The sequence below is a fragment of the Stenotrophomonas sp. C3(2023) genome (assembly GCF_032911385.1).
In the GTDB taxonomy this organism is placed as follows: domain Bacteria; phylum Pseudomonadota; class Gammaproteobacteria; order Xanthomonadales; family Xanthomonadaceae; genus Stenotrophomonas.
In genome coordinates this window covers 2,743,366-2,767,220 of the sequence record NZ_JAWJLO010000001.1, presented here as the reverse complement: position 1 = coordinate 2,767,220, position 23,855 = coordinate 2,743,366, and the positions used below count along the sequence as shown (strand labels likewise).

Sequence of the window (23,855 nt, the reverse complement as noted above, 5' to 3'; positions counted from 1 at the left end):
CGCCTGCCCCCGGGCAGGCGCCGTTGTTGCATGTAGCAGGAAGAGGCAATGGCAGGACTGCGACTGATCGTCGGTCTGGGCAATCCCGGATCGGAACACGCCCGGACCCGGCACAATGCCGGGTTTCATTTCGTTGAGGCCCTGGCGGAAAAAGCCGGTGCGCGCTGGAGCCTGGACAGCAAGCTGTTCGGTGAAACCGCCCGCGTCGAGATCGCTGGCCAGCCGGTGTGGCTGCTCAAGCCCGCCACCTTCATGAATCTCAGCGGCAAGTCGGTTACCGCCGCCCAGCGTTTCTGGAAGATCGAACCGGAACAAACCCTGCTGGCCCACGACGAACTGGATCTGGCGCCGGGTACCATCCGGTTGAAGTTCGATGGTGGCCACGGCGGTCAGAACGGACTGCGCGATACCATCCGCCTGCTGGGTCATGGTCGGTTCCATCGTCTGCGCGTGGGTATCGGTCATCCCGGTCACAAGGACCGTGTGGTGCCCTGGGTGCTCGGCCGGCCCTCGAAGGACGATGAGATCCTGATCGAGCGCGCCATCGACGAGGCGATCGACGTGCTGCCACTGGCGGTGCAGGGTGATTTCAACGAAGCAATGAAGCGCCTGCATACCGCGAAATAGACCGGCGTCCTGAGGCGTGCGTTCTGCCCGGCAATGCCGGTGCTGTCACCCGAGACGGATTGGCCAAGCGGCGCGCGCGCTGCTTCACCAATCACTTTCACCCCGGAGAGCTGTCAACCATGGGTATCAAATGCGGCATCGTCGGTCTGCCCAACGTCGGCAAGTCGACCCTGTTCAATGCACTGACCAAGGCGGGTATCGCCGCGGCCAACTTCCCGTTCTGCACCATCGAACCGAATGTCGGCATCGTGCCGGTGCCCGACCCGCGCCTCAATGAGCTGGCGGCGATCATCAACCCGCAGAAGGTCATCCCGACCGCGGTGGAGTTCGTCGACATCGCCGGCCTGGTGGCCGGTGCCGCCAGCGGCGAAGGCTTGGGCAACAAGTTCCTGGCCCACATCCGCGAAGTCGATGCGATCACCCACGTGGTGCGCTGCTTCGAAAACGCCGATGTGATCCACGTCAACAACAAGGTCGACCCGATCTCGGACATCGAGACCATCGACACCGAGCTGGCGCTGGCCGATCTGGACAGCGTGGAGAAGGCGCTCAACCGTGCCGAGCGCGCGGCCAAGGGCGGTGACAAGGACGCAGCAGCGCGCAAGCCGGTGCTGGCCAAGCTGCAGGCTGCGCTGTCCGACGGCAAGGCCGGTCGCGCAGCGGGTCTGGATGACGAAGAGAAGGCGCTGGTCCGCGACCTGTTCCTGCTGACGCTGAAGCCGGTGATGTACATCGCCAACGTGCTGGAAGACGGGTTCGAGAACAACCCGCATCTGGACGCAGTGCGTGCCCGTGCCGCTGCCGAAGGCGCGCAGGTGGTGCCGGTGTCGGCGGCGATCGAAGAAGAGCTGTCGCAGCTGGACGATGAAGACCGCGATACCTTCCTGGCCGATCTGGGCCTGACCGAGCCGGGCTTGAACCGCGTGATCAACGCCGCCTACAGCCTGCTTGGCCTGCAGACCTACTTCACGGCCGGCGTCAAGGAAGTGCGTGCCTGGACCGTGCGCAAGGGCGCCACGGCGCCGCAGGCCGCGGCGGTGATTCACACCGATTTTGAAAAGGGCTTCATCCGCGCCGAAACCATCGCCTACGACGACTTCATCAAGTACAAGGGCGAAGCCGGCGCCAAGGAAGCAGGTCGCCTGCGTCTGGAAGGCAAGGAATACCGCGTGCAGGAAGGCGACATTCTGCATTTCCGCTTCAACGTCTGATCCACGACGCTGCAGTGGTCCACAACGCCCCGCCTTCGTGCGGGGCGTCGTCGTTCTGGCCCTGGCCCGGTGTTCTCCACAGGACATGTGGAGTGTCGCGCGGAAATACTGTGGATAAGCGGGGCAGAGCATGCGTGGGCAAGGTCTGCCACCCATGGTGTTTTTTTCACCATGTTTGCGCGATGGTTGAACTGGACAAAAAATCACCATGCTGCGCGCGCGTTGCCGCACAAGGTTTACACCCGGTTGTCCACATGTAATGCCCATGCCGGTCCACTCCGGGTGTGGAAAACCGCCCGACACAGGACGGAGTGGCAATGGCGAAAAAACAGCCACGTCATTGGATCGGTTGCAGCGCAGCGTTCTGCGCCGCTTATCCACATGTTGTCCGCGTCGCTGCCCACGCCCGATGTGGAAAACCCCGATGCCGGGACGCCGCGTAGTGCCGGGCTCTGCCCGGCAGCTCTCCGGCCAGATCGCATGAAGCCGCGCTGCGCGCTCGCCGGGCAGAGCCCGGCGCTACGGTCAGGTCGCAATGACGCCGCGCTGGGCCGCCGAGGCGTGACGACCAACGGTCGTCACCTACCGATGTGGGCTGTCGGCTACCAGCTGTACCGGGCGCCGATCAGGGCGGCCTGGCCGCGCTGGCCGCCGCTGCCATGTTCGAGCCGCAGTTCGCCCCATCCGGCAAGCTGCGGGGTCACCTGCACCTGCATACCGGCGCGCAGTCGCTGCACGTCGCGCGGCTGGCCACCGGTGATCTGCACCTCGTCCATCCATACGCCTGCGGCGCTGCCATGTCGTCGCGTCCAGTCGTAGGCGAGGAACGGCTGCACGATGGCGCCTTGCTCCAGTGCGGTGCGGCCATGCAGCCGCAGGCCGATCCGGCTGCGCAGCTGGCGCTCGGTGCGCAGGCGCACCACGGTGCCGTTGTCCTCCACGTGGTTCTCCTGGGCCGGACGCAGCTGCCCGTACAGCATCTGCACCTGTGGTTGCAGGAACACCGCGTGGGCGCCGCGCTCGTGCACGGTCACGCTGCGTCCGCTTTCGATCGCCGCGAACAGCCCGCGGCTGCGCGTCTGCTCTGCGGGCAGTGCGTCGCCCTGCACGCGGCTGCGCAGCTGTGCCGCCTGCACCCAGCCATCCACATACAGACCGTCGCTGGCGGCGGCATCGGCACGCCAGGTGGCGTAGGCACCGACGCTGCGCCCTCGCACCAGTCCCTGCGCTCCAATGCCGGAGCCCGAGGACCGCACCTGCTGCTGGCTGTGCGCGGTGGCCAGCATCACCCCGGCGCCGCTGCGCGCGTCGTTGCCCCAGCGCAGCAGCTCGGTGCCGACCTGCAGCACGTGCTGTCGGCTCTGGTTGTGCAGCTGGTTGTCCAGCGTACTGCGGGTGTTGCGCTGCCAGCCGCGTACCCAGCTGGCCGTCTGCCGGTCGCCGTCGGTGTGGCCCCGCTCACCGAGGTCGGCATCGCCGCTGCGCTCGTGCAGGGTGAGGTCAAACAGGCTCATCGCCGCGCCGAGATTGGCTGCCCATACGCCGGCCTCGGGGCGCAGCACCTGCGGTTGTCCGGTGGTGGGCGGCAGGGTCGGTCGTTCTTCATTGCCGGTGTCGTCCGGCGGGGCGATGGTGTCTCCCTCAGGCGGGATTCCACTGTCGCCATTACGTTCCTCTGGTGGCTCGATCAGCCCGCTGTCGCCCCCTTCATCGACCAGCGACGACCGCAGGTACCAGTGGCCATCCTGTGGTGCGCTGGTGCTGCCCTGGTGCAGGAAATAGTCGTAAGCACCCGCCACCGCGCGGCCCTGCAGGGTGAAGGTCGCATCGGAACGGCCGTCCACCTGCACCACGCGCAGGCCTTCCACCGTGGCCGCGCCACGGCCGCCGGCGTTGCGTATGCCGATACGGGCGCTGCCCGTGCTGTCGCCTTCGACGTGCAGGCGACTGCTGGGCGCGTCGTCGCCCTCCAACCGGGTGTCGAGCAGCAGCAGGCCGTCCTGGCCGTGGTAGTCACCGTGCACCGTGAGCTGGTGGAACGGCGCATCGTGCGCGGCGCCGAAATCGATCGTCCCCGCATGGGTGAGCGTGCCCACCGACGAATCGCCCGTCAGTGTCCAGCGGCTGTCGCGCGAGATGGTCAGCGTGCTGTTCCGGTTGTCGGTCAGATTGACCAGCGCGCCCTGCCAGTGGCTGCCGTCAGTCAACTGCAGGTTCAGTGCCGCCGTCTCGCTGGCGAGAAACACGTTACCGAGGAGCTGGCTGGAGGACGCGTTGAAGTCGACCGTGTCGGTCGGGATGATGCTGTCATCGGCAGCGAGGCCATCGGCCACTGTCAGCAGCGCACCACGGCGTCCTCGCTGATTGATCCGGCTGCCGCGCAGATCCAGTCGATGGCTGTTGCCGTCCACAAAGAAAGCGACGCCTTGCGGCGTATCGATGTCAGCGTCATCCAGTGTGGCGTTGCTGATGAAGTCACCGGCCACTGAGTAGGACGAATCCCAACCGCCGGCCTCCGTGCCCGTCAGTTCGATGTCCAGACCGCTGCTTGTTTCGACCGTCGCACCGTTCAACTGGTACACCCCGGTGCCGCCTGCAGCGCTGCCCTCGATACGTAGCCCGTCCAGCCGCGCGCGTGTCGAGCTGCCGGCGATCAAGACGCCGGTGTTGCCTTCGCCTCGCAGCTCGATACGGCCGCCGTCCACGCTGACGCGGCTGCCAGTGGCCCCGGTCGAGCCGGTCGCGACGATGCCGTCGCTCCACGGGTCGTGCACCACGATCGTGCTGTCAATGAGGGTGGCCTCGCCGCCGTAGAGGCGTATGCCACTGTTCGCGCGGTCGTGTACGTTGATGGTGCTGCGCTCCAGGACGGCGCGGGAGGTGTCGGCGGCCAGCCATACCGCGCTGCGGAAACGGAGGTAAGAAGCGCCATCGGGCGTCAGGTTGATCACACTGTCGCGCGCCAGCAGCTGCGCATGGTTGTTGACGTTGACGACATCGGCAGCGTCGCTGCTCAGGCGGCTGTTCTCCAGCCGCAGGGTGCTCGGCTGCGCTGCGCTGCCCAGCAGCACGGCGGCCGCCTGCTCCGCCTGGCTGTTCTGCAGCACGATCTCGCCACCGTTGACGCTGAGCATGCCGTTGGCGTGCTGTACGTTGTCCAGCACGATGCGTCCGCCGTTGCGGGCGGCGAGCCCGCTGAACGGCTCGCGGCCACTGCCGGCCAGGTCAATGGCCAGGTCGCGCAGCTCCAGCACGCCGCCGTTGCTGGCTTCCAGGCGGGTGGCCCCGATGCCGGTGATCGCACCCCCGTCCAGGCCCAGCCTGCTGTCCTGACCCAGCGCCTGCAGCAGCAGGCCACCGCTGTGAATCGTGCTGCCCTGCAACTTCAGTACACCACCGGCACTGGCGCTGATCAGTGCATTGCCGGTCGCCGTGCCGCCGTGAATCCGTACGCCCTCGCCGCGCAGCGTACTGCCGGCACCGTTGACCTGCAGCGCAGCGCCACGGCTGGTACCCATGTCGATCTCCGTGTCCTGCAGGGCAGCGTCGGCCCCGGCGTGCACGCGCAGCGCCGCGCCCTCCTCGGCGCCAACGGCGATGGTGGACGTGCTCAGCGTCAGCTGGCTGCCGTCGCCGCGCACGAGCAACGCGGTGCCGTTCTGGTCCAGCACGACACGGTCCCCCTCGAAGCGGCGCTGCTCGCCTTCTTCGACGATGATCGGGCCGGTATGGGTGGCGGCGCCGGCGGGCAGCGCCATGGCCAGGGCGAGCGGCAACAGGCGCACGACAGGGCGCGGCCTCAGTGTGTGGCCGGTGGGGCAGGGAAGGGGCATTGCAGCGGGTCTCCATGATCGTTGGCGATCAAGCAGCACGACAGTGGGGCGGTGAATCACCTATCGGACGCAGCCTATTTCCTGACAAGTGTGAGCGTGGTCTGGGGGTAGCGCGCACCACGCCGCGCTTGCCGTGTGACGCGGATCGCCTCGGGCCCCATGTCCAGCCGCGAGGACGGCGGTACGCGGCGCAGCAACGACGGTCCGCCGCGCCACCACCACCCCGCATGCGTCAGGACGCCGGATATCTTCCCGGATTCCGCGCAGTCAGAGTGGTGAGGGCCGGATGACAGACCCGGTCGACCAGGCAGTACCAGCGCAAACGCCTTGCGTATCAATGGCTTTGCGACGACGCGTGAAAAAAGTGAAAAAGAGTGTTGACAGACCCCCCTCCGATCAGCAGAATTGCGGGCTCACCACCACGCAACGCACCGCTTCGGCGGCTCGGAACGGGGCGGTAAGGAGGGATACCCAAGCGGCCAACGGGGGCAGACTGTAAATCTGCTGGCTTACGCCTTCGGTGGTTCGAATCCACCTCCCTCCACCAGTTTCATGTTGTGGCACATTCCCGGTGCGGGAGTAGTTCAATGGTAGAACCTCAGCCTTCCAAGCTGATGGTGCGGGTTCGATTCCCGTCTCCCGCTCCATTGAGTGAACTTTGAATATTATCCAGTTCATGCCATAATGCAAAACTTGGCTCACGTAGCTCAGTCGGTAGAGCACTTCCTTGGTAAGGAAGAGGTCGAAGGTTCGATTCCTTTCGTGAGCACCATCTTCAGCACCACATCAGACGAATTCGAGATAAGCAGCCATGGCCAAGGGTAAGTTCGAGCGCACCAAGCCGCACGTCAACGTCGGCACCATCGGTCACGTCGACCACGGCAAGACCACGCTGACCGCCGCACTGACCAAGATCGGTGCCGAGCGTTTCGGTGGTGAGTTCAAGGACTACTCGGCGATCGACGCCGCGCCGGAAGAAAAGGCTCGTGGTATCACGATCTCGACCGCGCACGTCGAATACGAATCCACCACCCGTCACTACGCCCACGTTGACTGCCCCGGCCACGCCGACTACGTCAAGAACATGATCACCGGTGCTGCGCAGATGGATGGCGCGATCCTGGTCTGCTCGGCCGCTGACGGCCCGATGCCGCAGACCCGCGAGCACATCCTGCTGTCGCGTCAGGTCGGCGTGCCGTACATCGTCGTGTTCCTGAACAAGGCTGACATGGTCGACGACGCCGAGCTGCTCGAGCTGGTCGAAATGGAAGTGCGCGAGCTGCTGAGCAAGTACGACTTCCCGGGCGACGACACCCCGATCATCTCGGGTTCGGCCCGCCTGGCGCTGGAAGGCGACCAGAGCGACATCGGCGTGCCGGCCGTGATCAAGCTGGTCGATGCCCTCGACAGCTGGATCCCGACCCCGGAGCGTGACGTCGACAAGGCGTTCCTGATGCCGGTCGAAGACGTGTTCTCGATCTCGGGCCGCGGCACCGTGGTGACCGGTCGTATCGAGCGCGGCGTGATCAAGGTCGGCGAGGAAATCGAAATCGTCGGCATCCGTCCGGTGCAGAAGACCACCGTGACCGGCGTGGAAATGTTCCGCAAGCTGCTGGACCAGGGCCAGGCAGGTGACAACGCCGGTCTGCTGCTGCGCGGCACCAAGCGTGACGACGTCGAGCGTGGCCAGGTGCTGGCCAAGCCGGGTTCGATCAAGCCGCACACCAAGTTCGACGGCGAAGTGTACGTGCTGTCGAAGGACGAAGGTGGCCGTCACACGCCGTTCTTCAAGGGCTACCGTCCGCAGTTCTACTTCCGCACCACCGACATCACCGGTGCTGTTGAACTGCCGGAAGGCGTCGAGATGGTGATGCCGGGCGACAACGTGAAGATGGTTGTCACCCTGATCAACCCGGTTGCCATGGACTCCGGCCTGCGCTTCGCGATCCGCGAAGGTGGCCGTACCGTCGGCGCCGGTGTGGTTGCCAACATCATCGAGTAACTCTGCAGTACCGGCGGTCTAGTCCACTGTCGGTCTCGCGGATGGCGGGCCGGAAACCCCGGTCCGCCTTCGCCGTCTAAGGGAAGGCACAATTCAACGTACGCCAGTAGCTCAATTGGCAGAGCAGCGGTCTCCAAAACCGCAGGTTGGGGGTTCGAGTCCCTCCTGGCGTGCCATCTGCCCACCTTTCCCAGCGGCCAAAGCCGCTCAAGCAGCCTGAGCCGGATGAACAGCAAGATCGAACACTCCAAGGAAAACACCGCCAACGGTGGTGATATCTTCAAGTACGTCATTGCATCCCTGCTGGTGCTGGCGGGACTGTTCGTGTGGTTCTGGTTCTCTGCAGATTCCGGTCGCGCAGCCCAGCTGGGCTCGTGGTCCGGTCAGATCCGCGCACTGGCCGTCATTGTCGGCCTGGTGGGCGGCATCGGCGTGTTCATGACCTCGGGCAAGGGTCGCGATACCCGCGAGTTCCTGTCCGAATCGCGTTTTGAGCTGCGCAAGGTGGTCTGGCCGACGCGCCAGGAAGCCATTCGCATGACCTGGGTGGTGATCGTCGTGGTGATCATCCTGAGTCTGCTGTTGGGTGGGTTTGACTTCGTCATTCAGAAACTGACCCAGTGGTTCCTGGGCCGGTAAGGAGAAACCCATGAAGCGTTGGTATGTGGTGCATGCTTATTCGGGCTTTGAAAAGTCCGTCGCCCAGGCTCTTCGCGACCGCATCGCGCGCGACAGCATGGAAGAGCGTTTTGGTGACGTGCTGGTCCCGACCGAAGAAGTGGTCGAGATGCGCGCTGGCCAGAAGCGCCGGTCGGAGCGCAAGTTCTTTCCCGGCTACGTGCTGGTCCAGATCGAGACCCACGAAGAGGGTGGTATTCCGCGCATCGACAATGAAAGCTGGCACCTGGTGAAGGAGACGCCGCGCGTGATGGGCTTCATCGGCGGTACCGCCGACCGTCCGCTGCCGATCGCCGATTCCGAAGCCGAGGCCATCCTCAACCGCGTCCAGGAAGGCGTCGAAAAGCCGCGTCCGAAGGTGCTGTTCGAGCCGGGTCAGATGGTGCGCGTCACCGACGGTCCGTTCAACGATTTCAACGGTGTTGTCGAAGAGGTCAACTACGAGAAGAGCCGTCTGCGCGTCTCGGTGCTGATCTTCGGTCGCGCCACGCCGGTCGAGCTTGAGTTCGGCCAGGTCGAAAAGCAGGTCTGAGGACCTGGGGCTGCGGCCCCCGCATCGCCGGCACGTCCGGTGATGCCAGAGCAGAACCGGGCCTCGCCCGGTTTTGTCCGTTCATGCCGGCCTTCAGGCGCGTGGCGAAAAAAGCTGGTATAGTGCGCGGCTTGCTGTCAGCCCGCTGGCACGCTTCTGTTAAAAAACGCGATGCCGGGACGCGTGATTCCCGGTCCGATGGGGAGCCTGTTGTCGCAAGGCGCTAGCACCCGGAGAGCATACTCATGGCAAAGAAAGTTGTCGGTTACATCAAGCTGCAGGTGAAGGCCGGTCAGGCCAACCCCTCGCCGCCGGTCGGTCCTGCGCTGGGTCAGCGCGGTCTGAACATCATGGAATTCTGCAAGGCCTTCAATGCCGCCACGCAGAAGCTCGAGCCGGGTCTGCCGGTTCCGGTGATCATCACGGCCTACTCGGACCGTACGTTCACCTTCATCACCAAGAGCACCCCGGCCACCACCCTGCTGAAGAAGGCTGCTGGCATCTCGTCGGGCTCCAAGCGCCCGAACACCGAGAAGGTCGGCAAGGTCACCCGTAAGCAGCTGGAAGAGATCGCCAAGGCGAAGGAACCGGATCTGACTGCCGCCGATCTGGACGCCGCCGTGCGTACCATCGCTGGCTCTGCCCGTTCCATGGGCCTCGTGGTGGAGGGTTAAGAAGATGGCACAGACCAAGCGTGAGAAGGCCCTGAAGGCCGCCGTCGTCCCGGGCAAGGCATACGCCTTCGAGGACGCAATCAACATCCTGAAGACCACTGCCAAGGCCAAGTTCGTCGAGTCGATCGACGTCGCCGTGCGCCTGGGCGTGGACGCGAAGAAGTCCGACCAGCAGGTCCGTGGCTCCACCGTGCTGCCGGCCGGTACCGGCAAGTCGGTCCGCGTTGCCGTGTTCGCTCCGGCCGGTGCCAAGGCTGACGAAGCCCTGGCAGCTGGCGCCGAAGCCGTCGGCATGGACGATCTGGCCGAGAAGATGCAGGCCGGCGATCTGAACTACGACGTGGTCATCGCGACCCCGGATGCCATGCGCGTTGTCGGCAAGCTGGGCACCGTGCTGGGCCCGCGCGGCCTGATGCCGAACCCGAAGGTCGGCACCGTCTCGGCCAACCCGGGCGAAGCCGTCAAGAACGCCAAGTCGGGCCAGGTGCGTTACCGCACCGACAAGGCCGGCATCATCCACTGCACCATCGGCAAGGCCGACTTCGCCGAAGACGCGCTGAAGTCGAACCTGACCGCACTGCTGCTGGACCTGGTCAAGGCCAAGCCGGCCACCTCGAAGGGCACCTACCTGCAGAAGGTTTCGGTCTCCTCGACGATGGGCCCGGGCGTCACCGTCGACCAGTCGTCGCTGAACCTGAAGTAATGGCTTGAAGCGGGCACGGCGCCCAGGTGCCGTGTCCGTCACATTTGAAGGCATCGCTGGCCGTACATCGCCAGTGGTAGCCGTCAAAGACCGCAGGCGCGGTCGTGGCATACCGGCGACGGGCAGGGACGCTCGAACTGGCAAGGAGTCGCCGCCGGAGCAGTCATCGCCGCTTAATCGATCCGCGAGGATCACCCTGCGTAGATGGTGCCCTTCTGGAGTTTTTTCTGGTAGTCGCTGTTCGGGTTATCCCGCGCTTCCAGTTCTGGAACGGCCCACCCCCCGGAACATCACCCTGATGTTCCCGGCGTCCAGGAAGGACGCCGCACAGGACCGCACACGGCAGGAGCCGTAAGCGGAGTTCAATTGGAGGAGTGCAATGGCTCTCAATCTGTCCCAGAAGCAAGAAGTAGTCGCGGAGCTGGCAGACGTCGCCGCCAAGGCCCACTCCTTGATCGCAGCCGAATACGCTGGCACCACGGTCTCCCAGATGACCGCGATGCGCAAGCAGGCGCGTGAAACCGGTGTTTTCTTGAAGGTTGTCAAGAACACCCTGGCTTCGCGTGCTGTTGAAGGCACCGAGTTTGCATGCGCGCAGGACAAGCTGGTTGGTCCGCTGCTGTATGCGTTCTCGCTTGAGGAGCCCGGCGCAGCCGGTCGCCTGATCAAGGAATTCGCCAAGGGCAACGACAAGCTGCAGCCCAAGGTCGTCGCCATTGGTGGCGAAGTGTTCCCGGCAAGCCACGTTGACGTGTTGGCCTCGCTGCCGACCCGCGACCAGGCCCTGGCAATGCTGGCACGCGTCCTGACCGAGCCGGTCACGATGTTCGCCCGCGCCATCAAGGCCATCGGCGAGAAGCAGGAAGGTGGCGAAGCCGCCGCCGACGCTGCCGAACCGGCCGCCGAGACCGCCTGAGTTTCGACTTACCGTGGTTCCTGACGGAACCTGACCCCAGAAAATCATTCAAAGGTATCAATCATGTCCCTTACCAACGACCAGATCGTCGAAGCAATCGCCGAAAAGTCCCTGATGGAAGTGATGGAGCTGGTCAAGGCCATCGAAGAGAAGTTCGGCGTCTCCGCCGCTGCTCCGGTTGCCGTGGCTGCTGCCGCTGGCCCGGCCGCTGCTGTTGAAGAGCAGACCGAGTTCACCGTCACCCTGAAGACCGCCGGCGACAAGAAGGTCGAGGTCATCAAGGCCGTCCGCGCCATCACCGGCCTGGGCCTGAAGGAAGCGAAGGACCTGGCAGAAGCCGGTGGCGTGCTGAAGGAAGGCGCCTCGAAGGACGAAGCCGAGAAGATGAAGAAGGACCTGGAAGCTGCTGGCGCGACTGTCGAAGTCAAGTAAGCAGATCCCTTGCGTCGCCATCGAATCACGGCGGTGCAGCCAAGGCTGGGGGCGTAAGCCCCCGGCCTTTGGTCGTTGTTGCAATACGTTGAAAAAAGCCCAACGCGGGCTGCAGTGAACCCCCGGCCAGCCAGCGCCATGCGCGGCGGCAGGGCAGAGCAGGCAGACGAGTTGGCAGTTGGAAGTAGCGGGAGAAGGCGTGCTGGTGCCGGCAATACCAGCGACTTCCAACTGACAATTTCAAGTTCCCTTCAGGGTCGTGGACGCACGCCCCGCACAACAAGGTGGAAGACCTCATGACGTCCTATTCGTTCACCGAAAAAAAGCGCATCCGCAAGGATTTCGGCAAGCAGCGCTCGATTCTCGAAGTGCCGTTCCTGCTCGCGATCCAGGTGGATTCCTACCGTGAATTCCTGCAGGAAAATGTCGACCCGGCCAAGCGCACGGACCACGGCCTGCACGCAGCGCTGAAGTCGGTCTTCCCGATCGCCAGCTACAGCGGCAATGCTGCCCTGGAATATGTCGGCTACAAGCTGGGCGAGCCGGTCTTCGACGAACGCGAGTGCCGCCAGCGCGGCATGAGCTACGGCGCGCCGCTGCGCGTGACCGTGCGTCTGGTGATCTACGACCGTGAGTCGTCGACCAAGGCCATCAAGTACGTGAAGGAGCAGGAGGTCTACCTCGGCGAAATCCCGCTGATGACCGACAACGGCACCTTCATCGTCAACGGTACCGAGCGCGTCATCGTTTCGCAGCTGCACCGCTCGCCGGGTGTGTTCTTCGACCACGACCGTGGCAAGACCCACAGCTCGGGCAAGCTGCTGTACAGCGCCCGCATCATCCCGTACCGCGGCTCCTGGCTGGACTTCGAGTTCGACCCGAAGGATGCGCTGTTCACCCGTATCGACCGTCGCCGCAAGCTGCCGGTGTCGATCCTGCTGCGCGCCCTGGGCTACAGCAACGAGGAAATGCTGGCCGAGTTCTTCGAGGTCAACACCTTCCACATCAATCCCGACGAAGGCGTGCAGCTGGAGCTGGTCGCCGAGCGTCTGCGTGGTGAAACCCTGGGCTTCGACCTGGCTGACGGTGACAAGGTCATCGTGGAAGCCGGCAAGCGCATCACCGCGCGCCACGTCAAGCAGCTGGAAGCCTCGGGCATCGCCGCACTGGCCGTGCCGGACGACTACCTGGTCGGTCGCATCCTGTCGCACGACGTGGTCGACGCCTCGACCGGCGAACTGCTGGCGCAGGCCAACGACGAGATCACCGACGAGCAGCTGCAGAACTTCCGCAAGGCCGGCGTCGATGCGGTGGGCACGCTGTGGGTGAACGATCTGGATCGTGGCCCGTACCTGTCCAACACCCTGCGCATCGACCCGACCAAGACCCAGCTCGAAGCGCTGGTCGAGATCTACCGCATGATGCGTCCGGGCGAGCCGCCGACCAAGGATGCCGCGCAGAACCTGTTCCACAATCTGTTCTTCACCTTCGAGCGCTACGACCTGTCCACGGTCGGCCGCATGAAGTTCAACCGTCGTGTCGGCCGCAAGGAAGTCACCGGTGAAGCCGTGCTGTACGACCGCAAGTACTACGGCGAGCGCAACGACGAAGAGTCCAAGCGTCTGGTTGCCGCGCACGGCGAGTCGTCCGACATCCTGGACGTGATCAAGGTTCTGACCGAGATCCGCAATGGTCGCGGCGTGGTCGATGACATCGATCACCTGGGCAACCGTCGCGTGCGCTCGGTCGGTGAAATGGCCGAGAACGTGTTCCGCGTGGGCCTGGTCCGCGTCGAGCGCGCGGTCAAGGAGCGCCTGTCGATGGCCGAGTCCGAAGGCCTGACCCCGCAGGAACTGATCAACGCCAAGCCGGTTGCTGCCGCCATCAAGGAGTTCTTCGGCTCCTCGCAGCTGTCGCAGTTCATGGACCAGAACAACCCGCTGTCGGAAGTCACGCACAAGCGTCGTGTCTCCGCACTGGGCCCGGGCGGTCTGACCCGCGAGCGCGCCGGCTTCGAAGTGCGCGACGTGCATCCGACCCATTACGGCCGCGTCTGCACCATCGAAACGCCGGAAGGCCCGAACATCGGCCTGATCAACTCGCTGGCCGTGTACGCCCGCACCAACCAGTACGGCTTCCTCGAGACGCCGTACCGCAAGGTCGTGGACGGCAAGGTCCATGATGAAGTCGAGTTCCTGTCGGCCATCGAAGAAAACGAGTACGTCATCGCCCAGGCCAATGCCCTGACCGATGCCAACAGCGTGCTCACCGAGCAGTTCGTGCCTTGCCGCTTCCAGGGCGAGTCGCTGCTGAAGCCGCCGGCGGAGGTCCACTTCATGGACGTCTCGCCGATGCAGACCGTGTCCATCGCAGCGGCACTGGTGCCGTTCCTGGAGCACGATGACGCCAACCGTGCACTGATGGGCGCCAACATGCAGCGCCAGGCCGTGCCGACGCTGCGTGCGCAGAAGCCGCTGGTGGGTACCGGTATCGAACGCGCCGTGGCCCGCGACTCCGGTGTGACCGTCAACGCCCGTCGTGGTGGCGAGATCGTGCAGATCGACGCTGCGCGCATCGTGGTCAAGGTCAACGAAGAAGAAATCATCGGCGCAACCGACGCCGGCGTGGACATCTACAACCTGGTCAAGTACACCCGCTCGAACCAGAACACCTGCATCAACCAGCGTCCGCTGGTCCAGGTGGGTGATGTCATCGCCCGCGGCGACGTGCTGGCCGACGGTCCGTCCACCGACATCGGCGAGCTGGCCCTGGGCCAGAACATGCTGATCGCGTTCATGCCGTGGAACGGCTACAACTTCGAAGACTCCATCCTGCTCTCCGAGCGCGTGGTGGAAGAGGATCGATACACCACGATCCACATCGAGGAACTGACCTGCGTCGCGCGTGACACCAAGCTGGGGCCGGAGGAAATCTCCGCCGATATCCCGAACGTTTCCGAGCAGGCGCTGAACCGTCTGGACGAGAGCGGCGTGGTGTACATCGGCGCCGAAGTGCGTGCCGGTGACATCCTGGTCGGCAAGGTCACCCCGAAGGGCGAAAGCCAGCTGACCCCGGAAGAGAAGCTGCTGCGCGCGATCTTCGGCGAGAAGGCTTCGGACGTGAAGGACAGCTCGCTGCGCGTGCCGCCGGGCATGGACGGCACCGTCATCGACGTGCAGGTCTTCACCCGCGACGGCATCGAGAAGGACAAGCGTGCGCGCCAGATCGAGGAATCGGAGATCAAGCGCGTCAAGAAGGACTTCGACGACCAGTTCCGCATCCTGGAAGCGGCCATCTACATGCGTCTGCGTTCGCAGATCGTGGGCAAGGTGGTCAACGGCGGCGCCGGCCTGAAGAAGGGCGACGTCATCAGTGACGCCTACCTGGACGGTCTGAAGAAGGCTGACTGGTTCGTGCTGCGCATGAAGGACGAGGACGCTGCCGAAGCCATCGAGCGCGCGCAGAAGCAGATCCAGGCGCACGAGAAGGAATTCGAGCGTCGCTTCGCCGACAAGCGCGGCAAGATCACCGCCGGCGACGACCTCGCCCCGGGCGTGCTGAAGATGGTCAAGGTGTTCATGGCGGTCAAGCGCCGCATCCAGCCGGGCGACAAGATGGCAGGCCGCCACGGCAACAAGGGTGTGGTCTCCAACGTGGTGCCGGTCGAGGACATGCCGTACATGGCATCGGGCGAGACTGTCGACATCGTGCTGAACCCGCTGGGCGTGCCTTCGCGTATGAACATCGGCCAGATTCTGGAAGTGCACCTGGGCTGGGCGGCCAAGGGTCTGGGTCGCAAGATCCAGGCGATGATGGAAGCCCAGGCTGCGGTTGCCGACCTGCGCAGGTTCCTGGACGACATCTACAACCACGACGACACCAACGTGGCCAACCGTGTCGACCTGTCGCAGTTCAGTGACGAGGAGCTGCTGCGTCTGGCACGTAACCTCACCGACGGCGTGCCGATGGCCACCCCGGTGTTCGACGGCGCCACCGAAGCGGAAATCAAGCGCATGCTGGAACTGGCCGACCTGCCGAGCAGTGGTCAGACCCAGCTGTATGACGGCCGCACCGGCGAAGCCTTCGACCGCCACACCACGGTCGGTTACATGCACTACCTGAAGCTGAACCACCTGGTCGACGACAAGATGCACGCGCGCTCGACCGGTCCGTACTCGCTCGTCACCCAGCAGCCGCTGGGCGGCAAGGCGCAGTTCGGCGGCCAGCGCTTCGGTGAAATGGAAGTCTGGGCACTGGAAGCCTACGGCGCGGCCTACACCCTGCAGGAAATGCTGACGGTGAAGTCCGATGACGTGCAGGGCCGTAACCAGATGTACAAGAACATCGTCGACGGTGAGCACGAGATGGTTGCCGGCATGCCGGAATCCTTCAACGTGCTGGTGAAGGAAATCCGTTCGCTGGCCATCAACATGGAACTGGAAGACAACTGATCCGTGCCGGCGCGGCGGCTTCGCCGCCGCGCTGCCGGACCGTTGACCGACAGCCCATCGACAAAGCATTCCTCCTTCTGGAGAACACCATGAAAGACCTGCTCAACCTCTTCAACCAGCAGCGCCAGACGCTGGACTTCGACGCGATCAAGATCGCGCTGGCCTCGCCGGACCTGATCCGCTCGTGGTCCTTCGGCGAAGTGAAGAAGCCGGAAACCATCAACTACCGTACCTTCAAGCCGGAACGCGACGGCCTGTTCTGCGCCGCCATCTTCGGGCCGGTCAAGGACTACGAGTGCCTGTGCGGCAAGTACAAGCGCATGAAGCACCGCGGCGTGGTCTGCGAGAAGTGCGGTACCGAAGTGACCCTGGCCAAGGTGCGCCGCGAGCGCATGGGCCACATCGACCTGGCATCGCCGGTCGCGCACATCTGGTTCCTCAAGTCGCTGCCGTCGCGCATCGGCCTGATGCTGGACATGACGCTGCGTGACATCGAGCGCGTGCTGTACTTCGAAGCCTACGTGGTGACCGAGCCGGGCCTGACCGCCCTGGAGCGCCGCCAGCTGCTGACCGAAGAGCAGTACCTGACCGCCCGTCAGGAACACGGGGATGACTTCGACGCCGCCATGGGCGCCGAGGCCGTCTACGAACTGCTGCGCACGATCGACCTGCAGTCGGAGATGACCCGCCTGCGCGAGGAGATCGCCGCCACCGGTTCGGAAACCAAGCTCAAGCGACTGACCAAGCGCATCAAGCTGATCGAGGCCTTCCTCGAGTCGGGCAACCGTCCGGAGTGGATGGTGATGACCGTGCTGCCGGTGCTGCCGCCGGACCTGCGTCCGCTGGTGCCGCTGGACGGTGGCCGCTTCGCGACCTCGGACCTGAACGACCTGTACCGCCGCGTCATCAACCGCAACAACCGCCTGCGCCGTCTGCTCGAACTGAGTGCGCCGGACATCATCGTGCGCAATGAAAAGCGCATGCTGCAGGAATCGGTCGATGCGCTGCTGGACAACGGCCGTCGCGGCCGTGCCATCACCGGCACCAACAAGCGCCCGCTGAAGTCGCTGGCCGACATGATCAAGGGCAAGCAGGGTCGGTTCCGCCAGAACCTGCTCGGCAAGCGCGTGGACTACTCGGGCCGTTCGGTCATCGTGGTCGGTCCGTACCTGCGCCTGCACCAGTGCGGCCTGCCGAAGAAGATGGCGCTGGAGCTGTTCAAGCCGTTCGTCTTCGCCAAGCTGCAGCGTCGCGGCCTGGCCACCACCATCAAGGCCGCCAAGAAGCTGGTCGAGCGCGAAGAAGCCGAAGTCTGGGACATCCTGGAAGAGGTGATCCGCGAGCATCCGGTGATGCTGAACCGTGCGCCGACCCTGCACCGTCTGGGCATCCAGGCGTTCGAGCCGGTGCTGATCGAAGGCAAGGCCATCCAGCTGCACCCGCTGGTCTGCACCGCGTTCAACGCCGACTTCGACGGTGACCAGATGGCCGTCCACGTGCCGCTCTCGCTGGAAGCCCAGCTGGAAGCGCGTGCGCTGATGATGTCCACCAACAACATCCTGTCGCCGGCCAACGGCGAGCCGATCATCGTGCCGTCGCAGGACGTGGTGCTGGGTCTGTACTACATGACCCGCTCGCTGGAGAACAAGAAGGGCGAGGGCATGGCCTTCGCCAACATCGCCGAGGTCAAGCGCGCCTACGACAACCGCGTGGTGGAACTGCACGCGCGCGTCAAGGTCCGCATCACCGAGGTGGTGACCGACGAGGACGGCAACAAGCAGTCGCGCAACTCGATCGTGGACACCACGATCGGGCGTGCGCTGCTGGCTGAAATCCTGCCCGAAGGCCTGCCGTTCGCGCTGGCCAACACCGAGCTGACCAAGAAGAACATCAGCCGTCTGATCAACTCCAGCTACCGTCAGCTGGGCCTGAAGGACACCGTGGTGTTCGCCGACAAGCTGATGTACACCGGCTTTGCCTACGCGACCCGTGCCGGCGTTTCGATCGGCATCGACGACATGCTGATCCCGGACGAGAAGAAGGGCATCCTCACCGAGGCCGAAGCCGAAGTGCTGGAAATCCAGGAGCAGTACCAGTCGGGTCTGGTCACCGCCGGTGAGCGCTACAACAAGGTGGTCGACATCTGGTCGCGCACCAATGAGCGCATCGCCAAGGCGATGATGGACACCATCGGTACCGAGAAGGTGCTCAACGCCAAGGGTGAGACCATCGACCAGAAGTCGATGAACTCGCTGTACATCATGGCCGACTCGGGTGCGCGTGGTTCGCAGGCGCAGATCCGTCAGCTGGCCGGCATGCGTGGCCTGATGGCCCGTCCGGATGGCTCGATCATCGAGACGCCGATCAAGGCGAACTTCCGCGAAGGCCTGAACGTGCAGGAGTACTTCAACTCCACCCACGGTGCCCGTAAGGGTCTGGCCGATACCGCGCTGAAGACCGCCAACTCGGGTTACCTGACCCGTCGTCTGGTCGACGTGGCGCAGGACGTGGTGATCACCGAGGTGGATTGCGGTACCACCGAAGGTCTGATCATGACCCCGATCGTGGAAGGCGGCGACGTTGTCGAGCCGTTGAAGGACCGCGTGCTGGGCCGCGTCGTGGCCGAGGACGTGTTCCTGCCGGGCAACGACGAGGATCCGATCGTCACCCGCAACACGCTGCTGGACGAAGCCTGGGTGGCGAAGCTGGAAGAAGCCGGCGTGCAGACCATCAAGGTCCGCTCGACGATCTCCTGCGAGTCGGCCTTCGGTGTCTGCGCCCGCTGCTACGGCCGCGATCTGGCCCGTGGCCACCTGGTCAACATCGGTGAAGCGGTCGGCGTCATCGCTGCCCAGTCCATCGGTGAGCCGGGTACCCAGCTCACCATGCGTACGTTCCACATCGGTGGTGCGGCATCGCGTGCGGCTGCCGTGGATAACATCACGGTCAAGACCACCGGTTCGGTGAAGTTCAACAACCTCAAGTCGGTCGAGCACGCCAACGGCTCGCTGGTGGCGGTGTCGCGCTCGGGCGAAATCTCGGTGCTCGATGCCCACGGCCGTGAGCGTGAGCGTTACAAGCTGCCCTACGGTGCCACCATCACCTCCAAGGACAGCGAAGCCGTCAAGGCTGGCCAGACGGTGGCGAACTGGGATCCGCACAACCACCCGATCGTCTCGGAAGTGGCCGGTTTCGTGCGCTTCATCGACTTCGTCGACGGTGTGACCGTCATCGAAAAGACCGACGAACTGACCGGTCTGGCGTCGCGCGAAATCACCGACCCGAAGCGCCGTGGTACCCAGGCCAAGGACCTGCGCCCGATCGTGCGCATCGTCGACGCCAAGGGCAACGACCTGTCCATCCCGGGCACCGATCTGCCGGCGCAGTACCTGCTGCCGCCGCGCTCGATCGTCAACCTGCAGGACGGCGCGCCGGTGGGCGTGGGCGACGTGGTTGCCAAGATTCCGCAGGAGGCGTCCAAGACCCGCGACATCACCGGTGGTCTGCCGCGCGTGGCCGATCTGTTCGAAGCCCGCAAGCCGAAGGATCCGGCAGTGCTGGCCGAACGTTCGGGCATCATCAGCTTCGGCAAGGACACCAAGGGCAAGCAGCGCCTGATCATCAAGGACACCGATGGTTCGGAGCACGAAGAGCTGATTCCGAAGTATCGCCAGGTGATCGTGTTCGAAGGCGAGCACGTCACCAAGGGCGAAACCATCGTGGACGGCGAGCCGAGCCCGCAGGACATCCTGCGTCTGCTGGGTGTCGAGCCGCTGGCGGCTTACCTGGTCAAGGAAATCCAGGACGTGTACCGCCTGCAGGGCGTGAAGATCAACGACAAGCACATCGAGGTCATCACCCGTCAGATGCTGCGCAAGGTTGAAATCACCGACCAGGGCAACAGCAAGTTCCTGAATGGTGAGCAGGTGGAACGTCAGCGTGTAATCGAGGAGAATGCACGCCTCGGTACCCGCAATGAACTGCCGGCCCGCTTCGATCCGGTCCTGCTGGGCATCACCAAGGCGTCGCTGGCCACCGAGTCGTTCATCTCGGCAGCGTCCTTCCAGGAGACCACCCGCGTGCTGACCGAGGCTGCCGTCCGCGGCACCAAGGACAATCTGCGCGGCCTGAAGGAAAATGTCATCGTCGGCCGTCTGATTCCGGCCGGTACCGGTCTGACCTACCACAGCCAGCGCCGTCGTGGCGCCACGGGCCTGACCGACTCGGAGCTGCAGACCCTGGCCGGCACGCCGGTCGCGGTGGAAGCCCCGGCGGTGGAAGTCGAAGCCGAACAGGCCTCGGGCGAAGAATGAGGTACGGGGTCCGGCCGCCCGGTCGGACCCACCTTTGCTGCACCGGTCGGGCCATGTCCGACCGGAGAAGAAAGGGCAGGGCGATGCAGGTCGTCCAGTCTGGCTGTAACAGCCGGGTCTGCCGCTTGCGGCATTCAATGCTGAACCTGAACGGGGTACATGGAGGCCCCCCTGTAACGTCCCGGGATCAGGGATGGGCTTGACAGGACGCAGTTGACCGCGTTTCTGACAGGTTGCTACAATCGTCTGTCTCAGCAGGCCAGAAATTTGGCCTGCTTTAACATTTCCGCATCTCTGGCCAGTTCCTGGCCACCAATCAGAAGAACCTACTGATGGCGACGATCAACCAGCTGGTCCGCAAGCCGCGGCAAGCTACCACCTATAAGAGTGCCTCGCCGGCGCTCGACAAGTGCCCGCAGCGCCGTGGCGTCTGCACGCGCGTTTACACCACCACTCCGAAGAAGCCGAACTCGGCTCTGCGCAAGGTTGCCAAGGTTCGCCTGACCAACCAGGAAGAGGTGATCTCCTATATCGGTGGTGAAGGCCACAACCTGCAGGAGCACTCCGTGGTCCTGATCCGTGGCGGCCGCGTCAAGGATCTGCCGGGTGTGCGTTACCACACCGTTCGTGGCTCGCTCGATGCCGCCGGCGTCGCCAAGCGTCGCCAGGCCCGTTCGAAGTACGGCGCCAAGCGTCCGAAGGCATAAGGAGAGAGCACATGTCGCGTAAGGGTAATACTCCGCAGCGTTCCGTCCTGCCCGATCCGAAGCACGGAAGTGAAACCATCGCCCGCTTCATCAACATGGTGATGCAGAGCGGCAAGAAGTCCGTGGCCGAGAAGATCGTCTACGGTGCGATGGACGTCATCTCCGAGAAGAACGGCAACTCCATCGAGCTGGTGCAGAAGGCGCTGGACAATGTCGCTCCGGCGGTCGAAGTCAAGTCGCGTCGCGTCGGCGGTGCCACCTACCAGGTGCCGGTCGAAGTGCGTTCCTCGCGCAAGATGGCGCTGGCCATGCGCTGGCTGATCGACTCCGCGCGCAAGCGTGGTGAGAACTCCATGCCGAAGAAGCTGGCCGCCGAACTGATCGATGCCTCGGAAAACCGTGGCGGCGCGATCAAGAAGCGTGAAGAAACCCACCGTATGGCCGAAGCCAACAAGGCCTTCGCGCACTACCGCTGGTAAGTTTTACGGCCTTGTAAAACAGGCAGGGCAGCACCATTGCTGGTGCTGCCTCGCGGCCCCAGAAGGGCTGCGCCAACCCGAAGGCCGCCGCAAGGCGGCGTTCGGCCATCCGAAATCCAAGAAATCGAGAGGCTCCCGTGGCCCGCACCACTCCCATCGAGCGTTACCGTAACTTCGGCATCATGGCTCACATCGATGCCGGCAAGACCACCACGTCCGAGCGCATCCTGTTCTACACCGGCAAGAGCCACAAGATCGGTGAAGTGCACGACGGCGCTGCAACCATGGACTGGATGGAGCAGGAGCAGGAGCGTGGCATCACGATCCAGTCCGCTGCGACCACCGCGTTCTGGAAGGGCATGGACAAGTCCCTGCCGGAGCACCGTTTCAACATCATCGATACCCCCGGGCACGTTGACTTCACCATCGAAGTCGAACGCTCGCTGCGCGTGCTCGACGGTGCCGTGTTCGTGCTGTGCGCCGTCGGTGGCGTGCAGCCGCAGTCGGAAACCGTGTGGCGCCAGGCCAACAAGTACAAGGTGCCGCGCATCGCGTTCGTCAACAAGATGGACCGCACCGGTGCCAACTTCTCCAAGGTCGTGGGCCAGCTGAAGGCCAAGCTCGGCGCCGTCGCGGTGCCGATGCAGCTGCCGATCGGTGCCGAGGAAAACTTCAAGGGCGTCGTCGATCTGCTCAAGATGAAGGCCATCCATTGGGATGAAGCCTCGCAGGGCATGAAGTTCGAGTACGGCGAAATCCCGGCCGAGCTGAAGGACGCTGCTGAAGAGGCGCGCACCTTCATGATCGAGACCGCGGCTGAAGCCAGCGAAGAGCTGATGGAAAAGTACCTGGGCGGCGAAGAGCTGGCCGAGGCTGAAATCATCAATGCACTGCGCACCCGTACCCTGGCCACCGAAATCGTCCCGATGTACTGCGGTTCGGCGTTCAAGAACAAGGGCGTGCAGGCCATGCTCGACGGCGTGATCCAGCTGCTGCCGTCGCCGGTCGACGTGCCGGACGTCAATGGTACCGACGTGGACGACGACACCAAGGCGATGACCCGCAAGTCCGACGACAAGGCTCCGTTCTCGTCGCTGGCCTTCAAGATCATCACCGACCCGTTCGTCGGCGCGCTGACGTTCTTCCGCGTCTACTCGGGCACCCTGAACGGTGGCGACACCGTGCTGAACTCGGTGAAGGGCAAGAAGGAGCGCATCGGCCGCATCCTGCAGATGCACTCGAACAACCGCGAGGAAATCAAGGAAGTTCTGGCCGGTGACATCGCCGCTGCCGTGGGCCTGAAGGACACCACGACCGGTGACACCCTGTGCGCTGTCGATGCCCCGATCATCCTGGAGCGCATGACGTTCCCGGAACCGGTGATCTCGATGGCCGTCGAGCCGAAGACCAAGTCCGACCAGGAAAAGATGGGTCTGGCACTGGGTCGTCTGGCCCAGGAAGATCCGTCGTTCCGCGTCAAGACCGACGAGGAGTCCGGCCAGACCATCATCTCGGGCATGGGCGAGCTGCACCTGGACATCATCGTTGACCGCCTCAAGCGCGAATTCAACGTTGAAGCCAACGTCGGCGCGCCGCAGGTGGCCTACCGCGAAACCATCACCATGGCCGACGTCAAGTCGGACTACAAGCACGCCAAGCAGTCCGGTGGTAAGGGTCAGTACGGTCACGTCGTGATCGAGCTGTCGCCGATCACCGCTGAAGACCGCGCTGACGAGAAGCTGGCCGCCCAGATCAAGGATGACTTCCTGTTCATCAATGACATCACCGGTGGTGTCATTCCGAAGGAATTCATTCCGTCGGTGGAAAAGGGTCTGCGCGAAACCATCACCAGCGGCCCGCTGGCCGGCTTCCCGGTGGTGGACGTGAAGGTCAAGCTCGTCTTCGGTTCGTACCACGACGTTGACTCGTCGGAAATGGCGTTCAAGCTGGCTTCGTCGATGGCCTTCAAGCAGGGCTTCTCGAAGGCCAAGCCGGTGTTGCTGGAGCCGATCATGAAGGTCGAAATCGTTACCCCGGAAGACTATCAGGGTGACGTGATGGGCGACGTCAGCCGTCGTCGCGGCGTTCTGCAGGGTTCTGATACCACCGGTGACGGTTCGGCGAGCATCATCAATGCGATGATCCCGCTGGGTGAAATGTTCGGCTACGCCACGGCGCTGCGTTCGCAGACCCAGGGCCGCGCCACCTTCACCATGGAGTTCGACCACTACGAGCCGGCGCCGAACAACATCGCCGAAGCGGTCATGAAGAAGGCCTGAGCGCAAGCTCAGGTCCTC

General features: G+C 64.1%; 15 protein-coding genes and 4 tRNA genes. 18 read left to right on the top strand and 1 reads right to left on the bottom strand.

Annotation, left to right across the window (positions count from 1 at the left end; all coding sequences use genetic code 11):
• Nucleotides 1-48: 48 nt before the first annotated feature.
• Both pth and ychF read left to right on the top strand, forming a co-directional pair.
• The gene (gene pth / locus RZA67_RS12365; RefSeq protein WP_317213026.1) at nucleotides 49-627 is read left to right on the top strand and encodes an aminoacyl-tRNA hydrolase; all 579 of its coding nucleotides are present in this window, start codon (nucleotides 49-51) and stop codon (nucleotides 625-627) included.
• 119 nt (nucleotides 628-746) lie between these two features.
• A complete protein-coding gene (gene ychF, locus RZA67_RS12360; protein ID WP_317213025.1) occupies nucleotides 747-1,838 on the top strand; it encodes a redox-regulated ATPase YchF in 1,092 nt (363 codons plus the stop codon).
• A 602-nt stretch (nucleotides 1,839-2,440) separates the two neighbouring features.
• On the opposite strand, the gene RZA67_RS12355 is transcribed toward ychF, so the two are convergent.
• Complete coding sequence (locus tag RZA67_RS12355) at nucleotides 2,441-5,671, bottom strand: autotransporter outer membrane beta-barrel domain-containing protein (protein ID WP_317213024.1); 3,231 nt, start codon at nucleotides 5,669-5,671, stop codon at nucleotides 2,441-2,443.
• Between the two features lie 461 nt (nucleotides 5,672-6,132).
• On the opposite strand from RZA67_RS12355, the gene RZA67_RS12350 reads away from it, so the two are divergent.
• The 16 genes from RZA67_RS12350 to fusA all read left to right on the top strand — a co-directional run bounded on the left by RZA67_RS12350 (nucleotide 6,133) and on the right by fusA (nucleotide 23,837).
• A tRNA-Tyr gene (locus tag RZA67_RS12350) sits at nucleotides 6,133-6,218 on the top strand.
• Nucleotides 6,219-6,244: 26 nt separating this feature from the next.
• A tRNA-Gly gene (locus RZA67_RS12345) sits at nucleotides 6,245-6,318 on the top strand.
• 49 nt (nucleotides 6,319-6,367) lie between these two features.
• A tRNA-Thr gene (locus RZA67_RS12340) sits at nucleotides 6,368-6,443 on the top strand.
• A gap of 39 nt (nucleotides 6,444-6,482) precedes the next feature.
• A complete protein-coding gene (tuf, locus tag RZA67_RS12335; protein ID WP_317213023.1) occupies nucleotides 6,483-7,673 on the top strand; it encodes an elongation factor Tu in 1,191 nt (396 codons plus the stop codon).
• Between the two features lie 100 nt (nucleotides 7,674-7,773).
• Nucleotides 7,774-7,849: transfer RNA gene (locus tag RZA67_RS12330), tRNA-Trp, on the top strand.
• Between the two features lie 49 nt (nucleotides 7,850-7,898).
• The gene (gene secE, locus RZA67_RS12325; protein ID WP_317213022.1) at nucleotides 7,899-8,312 is read left to right on the top strand and encodes a preprotein translocase subunit SecE; all 414 of its coding nucleotides are present in this window, start codon (nucleotides 7,899-7,901) and stop codon (nucleotides 8,310-8,312) included.
• 10 nt (nucleotides 8,313-8,322) lie between these two features.
• Complete coding sequence (nusG, locus tag RZA67_RS12320) at nucleotides 8,323-8,883, top strand: transcription termination/antitermination protein NusG (RefSeq protein WP_317213021.1); 561 nt, start codon at nucleotides 8,323-8,325, stop codon at nucleotides 8,881-8,883.
• 245 nt (nucleotides 8,884-9,128) lie between these two features.
• Nucleotides 9,129-9,557: a 50S ribosomal protein L11 gene (gene rplK, locus RZA67_RS12315; RefSeq protein WP_004145248.1), complete on the top strand. Its 429-nt coding sequence runs from the start codon at nucleotides 9,129-9,131 to the stop codon at nucleotides 9,555-9,557.
• Between the two features lie 4 nt (nucleotides 9,558-9,561).
• Entirely contained in the window at nucleotides 9,562-10,260 is a 699-nt protein-coding gene (gene rplA / locus RZA67_RS12310; protein ID WP_317213020.1) for a 50S ribosomal protein L1, read from the top strand.
• Between the two features lie 379 nt (nucleotides 10,261-10,639).
• Nucleotides 10,640-11,176 (top strand): 50S ribosomal protein L10, encoded by a 537-nt coding sequence (rplJ, locus tag RZA67_RS12305; RefSeq protein ID WP_317213019.1) that lies wholly within the window; start codon nucleotides 10,640-10,642, stop codon nucleotides 11,174-11,176.
• 63 nt (nucleotides 11,177-11,239) lie between these two features.
• Nucleotides 11,240-11,608, top strand: coding sequence for a 50S ribosomal protein L7/L12 (gene rplL / locus RZA67_RS12300; RefSeq protein WP_317213018.1), 369 nt, complete (start codon nucleotides 11,240-11,242; stop codon nucleotides 11,606-11,608).
• Between the two features lie 296 nt (nucleotides 11,609-11,904).
• On the top strand, nucleotides 11,905-16,059 hold the full coding sequence (rpoB, locus tag RZA67_RS12295) for a DNA-directed RNA polymerase subunit beta (RefSeq protein WP_317213017.1): 4,155 nt from the start codon (nucleotides 11,905-11,907) through the stop codon (nucleotides 16,057-16,059).
• Between the two features lie 89 nt (nucleotides 16,060-16,148).
• A complete protein-coding gene (gene rpoC, locus RZA67_RS12290) occupies nucleotides 16,149-20,372 on the top strand; it encodes a DNA-directed RNA polymerase subunit beta' (RefSeq protein ID WP_317213016.1) in 4,224 nt (1,407 codons plus the stop codon).
• 332 nt (nucleotides 20,373-20,704) lie between these two features.
• Nucleotides 20,705-21,079, top strand: coding sequence for a 30S ribosomal protein S12 (gene rpsL / locus RZA67_RS12285; RefSeq protein WP_004145320.1), 375 nt, complete (start codon nucleotides 20,705-20,707; stop codon nucleotides 21,077-21,079).
• Nucleotides 21,080-21,090: 11 nt separating this feature from the next.
• Complete coding sequence (rpsG, locus tag RZA67_RS12280) at nucleotides 21,091-21,558, top strand: 30S ribosomal protein S7 (RefSeq protein WP_317213015.1); 468 nt, start codon at nucleotides 21,091-21,093, stop codon at nucleotides 21,556-21,558.
• A gap of 137 nt (nucleotides 21,559-21,695) precedes the next feature.
• Entirely contained in the window at nucleotides 21,696-23,837 is a 2,142-nt protein-coding gene (fusA, locus tag RZA67_RS12275) for an elongation factor G (protein WP_317213014.1), read from the top strand.
• The last annotated feature ends 18 nt before the right edge of the window (nucleotides 23,838-23,855 follow it).

Excerpts from the sequence above, each read along its gene's own strand:
- pth (WP_317213026.1), top strand. The coding sequence starts at position 49 with ATGGCAGGACTGCGACTGATCGTCGGTCTGGGCAATCCCGGATCGGAA.
- ychF (WP_317213025.1), top strand. The coding sequence starts at position 747 with ATGGGTATCAAATGCGGCATCGTCGGTCTGCCCAACGTCGGCAAGTCG.
- RZA67_RS12355 (WP_317213024.1), bottom strand. The coding sequence starts at position 5,671 with ATGCCCCTTCCCTGCCCCACCGGCCACACACTGAGGCCGCGCCCTGTC.
- tuf (WP_317213023.1), top strand. The coding sequence starts at position 6,483 with ATGGCCAAGGGTAAGTTCGAGCGCACCAAGCCGCACGTCAACGTCGGC.
- secE (WP_317213022.1), top strand. The coding sequence starts at position 7,899 with ATGAACAGCAAGATCGAACACTCCAAGGAAAACACCGCCAACGGTGGT.
- nusG (WP_317213021.1), top strand. The coding sequence starts at position 8,323 with ATGAAGCGTTGGTATGTGGTGCATGCTTATTCGGGCTTTGAAAAGTCC.
- rplK (WP_004145248.1), top strand. The coding sequence starts at position 9,129 with ATGGCAAAGAAAGTTGTCGGTTACATCAAGCTGCAGGTGAAGGCCGGT.
- rplA (WP_317213020.1), top strand. The coding sequence starts at position 9,562 with ATGGCACAGACCAAGCGTGAGAAGGCCCTGAAGGCCGCCGTCGTCCCG.
- rplJ (WP_317213019.1), top strand. The coding sequence starts at position 10,640 with ATGGCTCTCAATCTGTCCCAGAAGCAAGAAGTAGTCGCGGAGCTGGCA.
- rplL (WP_317213018.1), top strand. The coding sequence starts at position 11,240 with ATGTCCCTTACCAACGACCAGATCGTCGAAGCAATCGCCGAAAAGTCC.
- rpoB (WP_317213017.1), top strand. The coding sequence starts at position 11,905 with ATGACGTCCTATTCGTTCACCGAAAAAAAGCGCATCCGCAAGGATTTC.
- rpoC (WP_317213016.1), top strand. The coding sequence starts at position 16,149 with ATGAAAGACCTGCTCAACCTCTTCAACCAGCAGCGCCAGACGCTGGAC.
- rpsL (WP_004145320.1), top strand. The coding sequence starts at position 20,705 with ATGGCGACGATCAACCAGCTGGTCCGCAAGCCGCGGCAAGCTACCACC.
- rpsG (WP_317213015.1), top strand. The coding sequence starts at position 21,091 with ATGTCGCGTAAGGGTAATACTCCGCAGCGTTCCGTCCTGCCCGATCCG.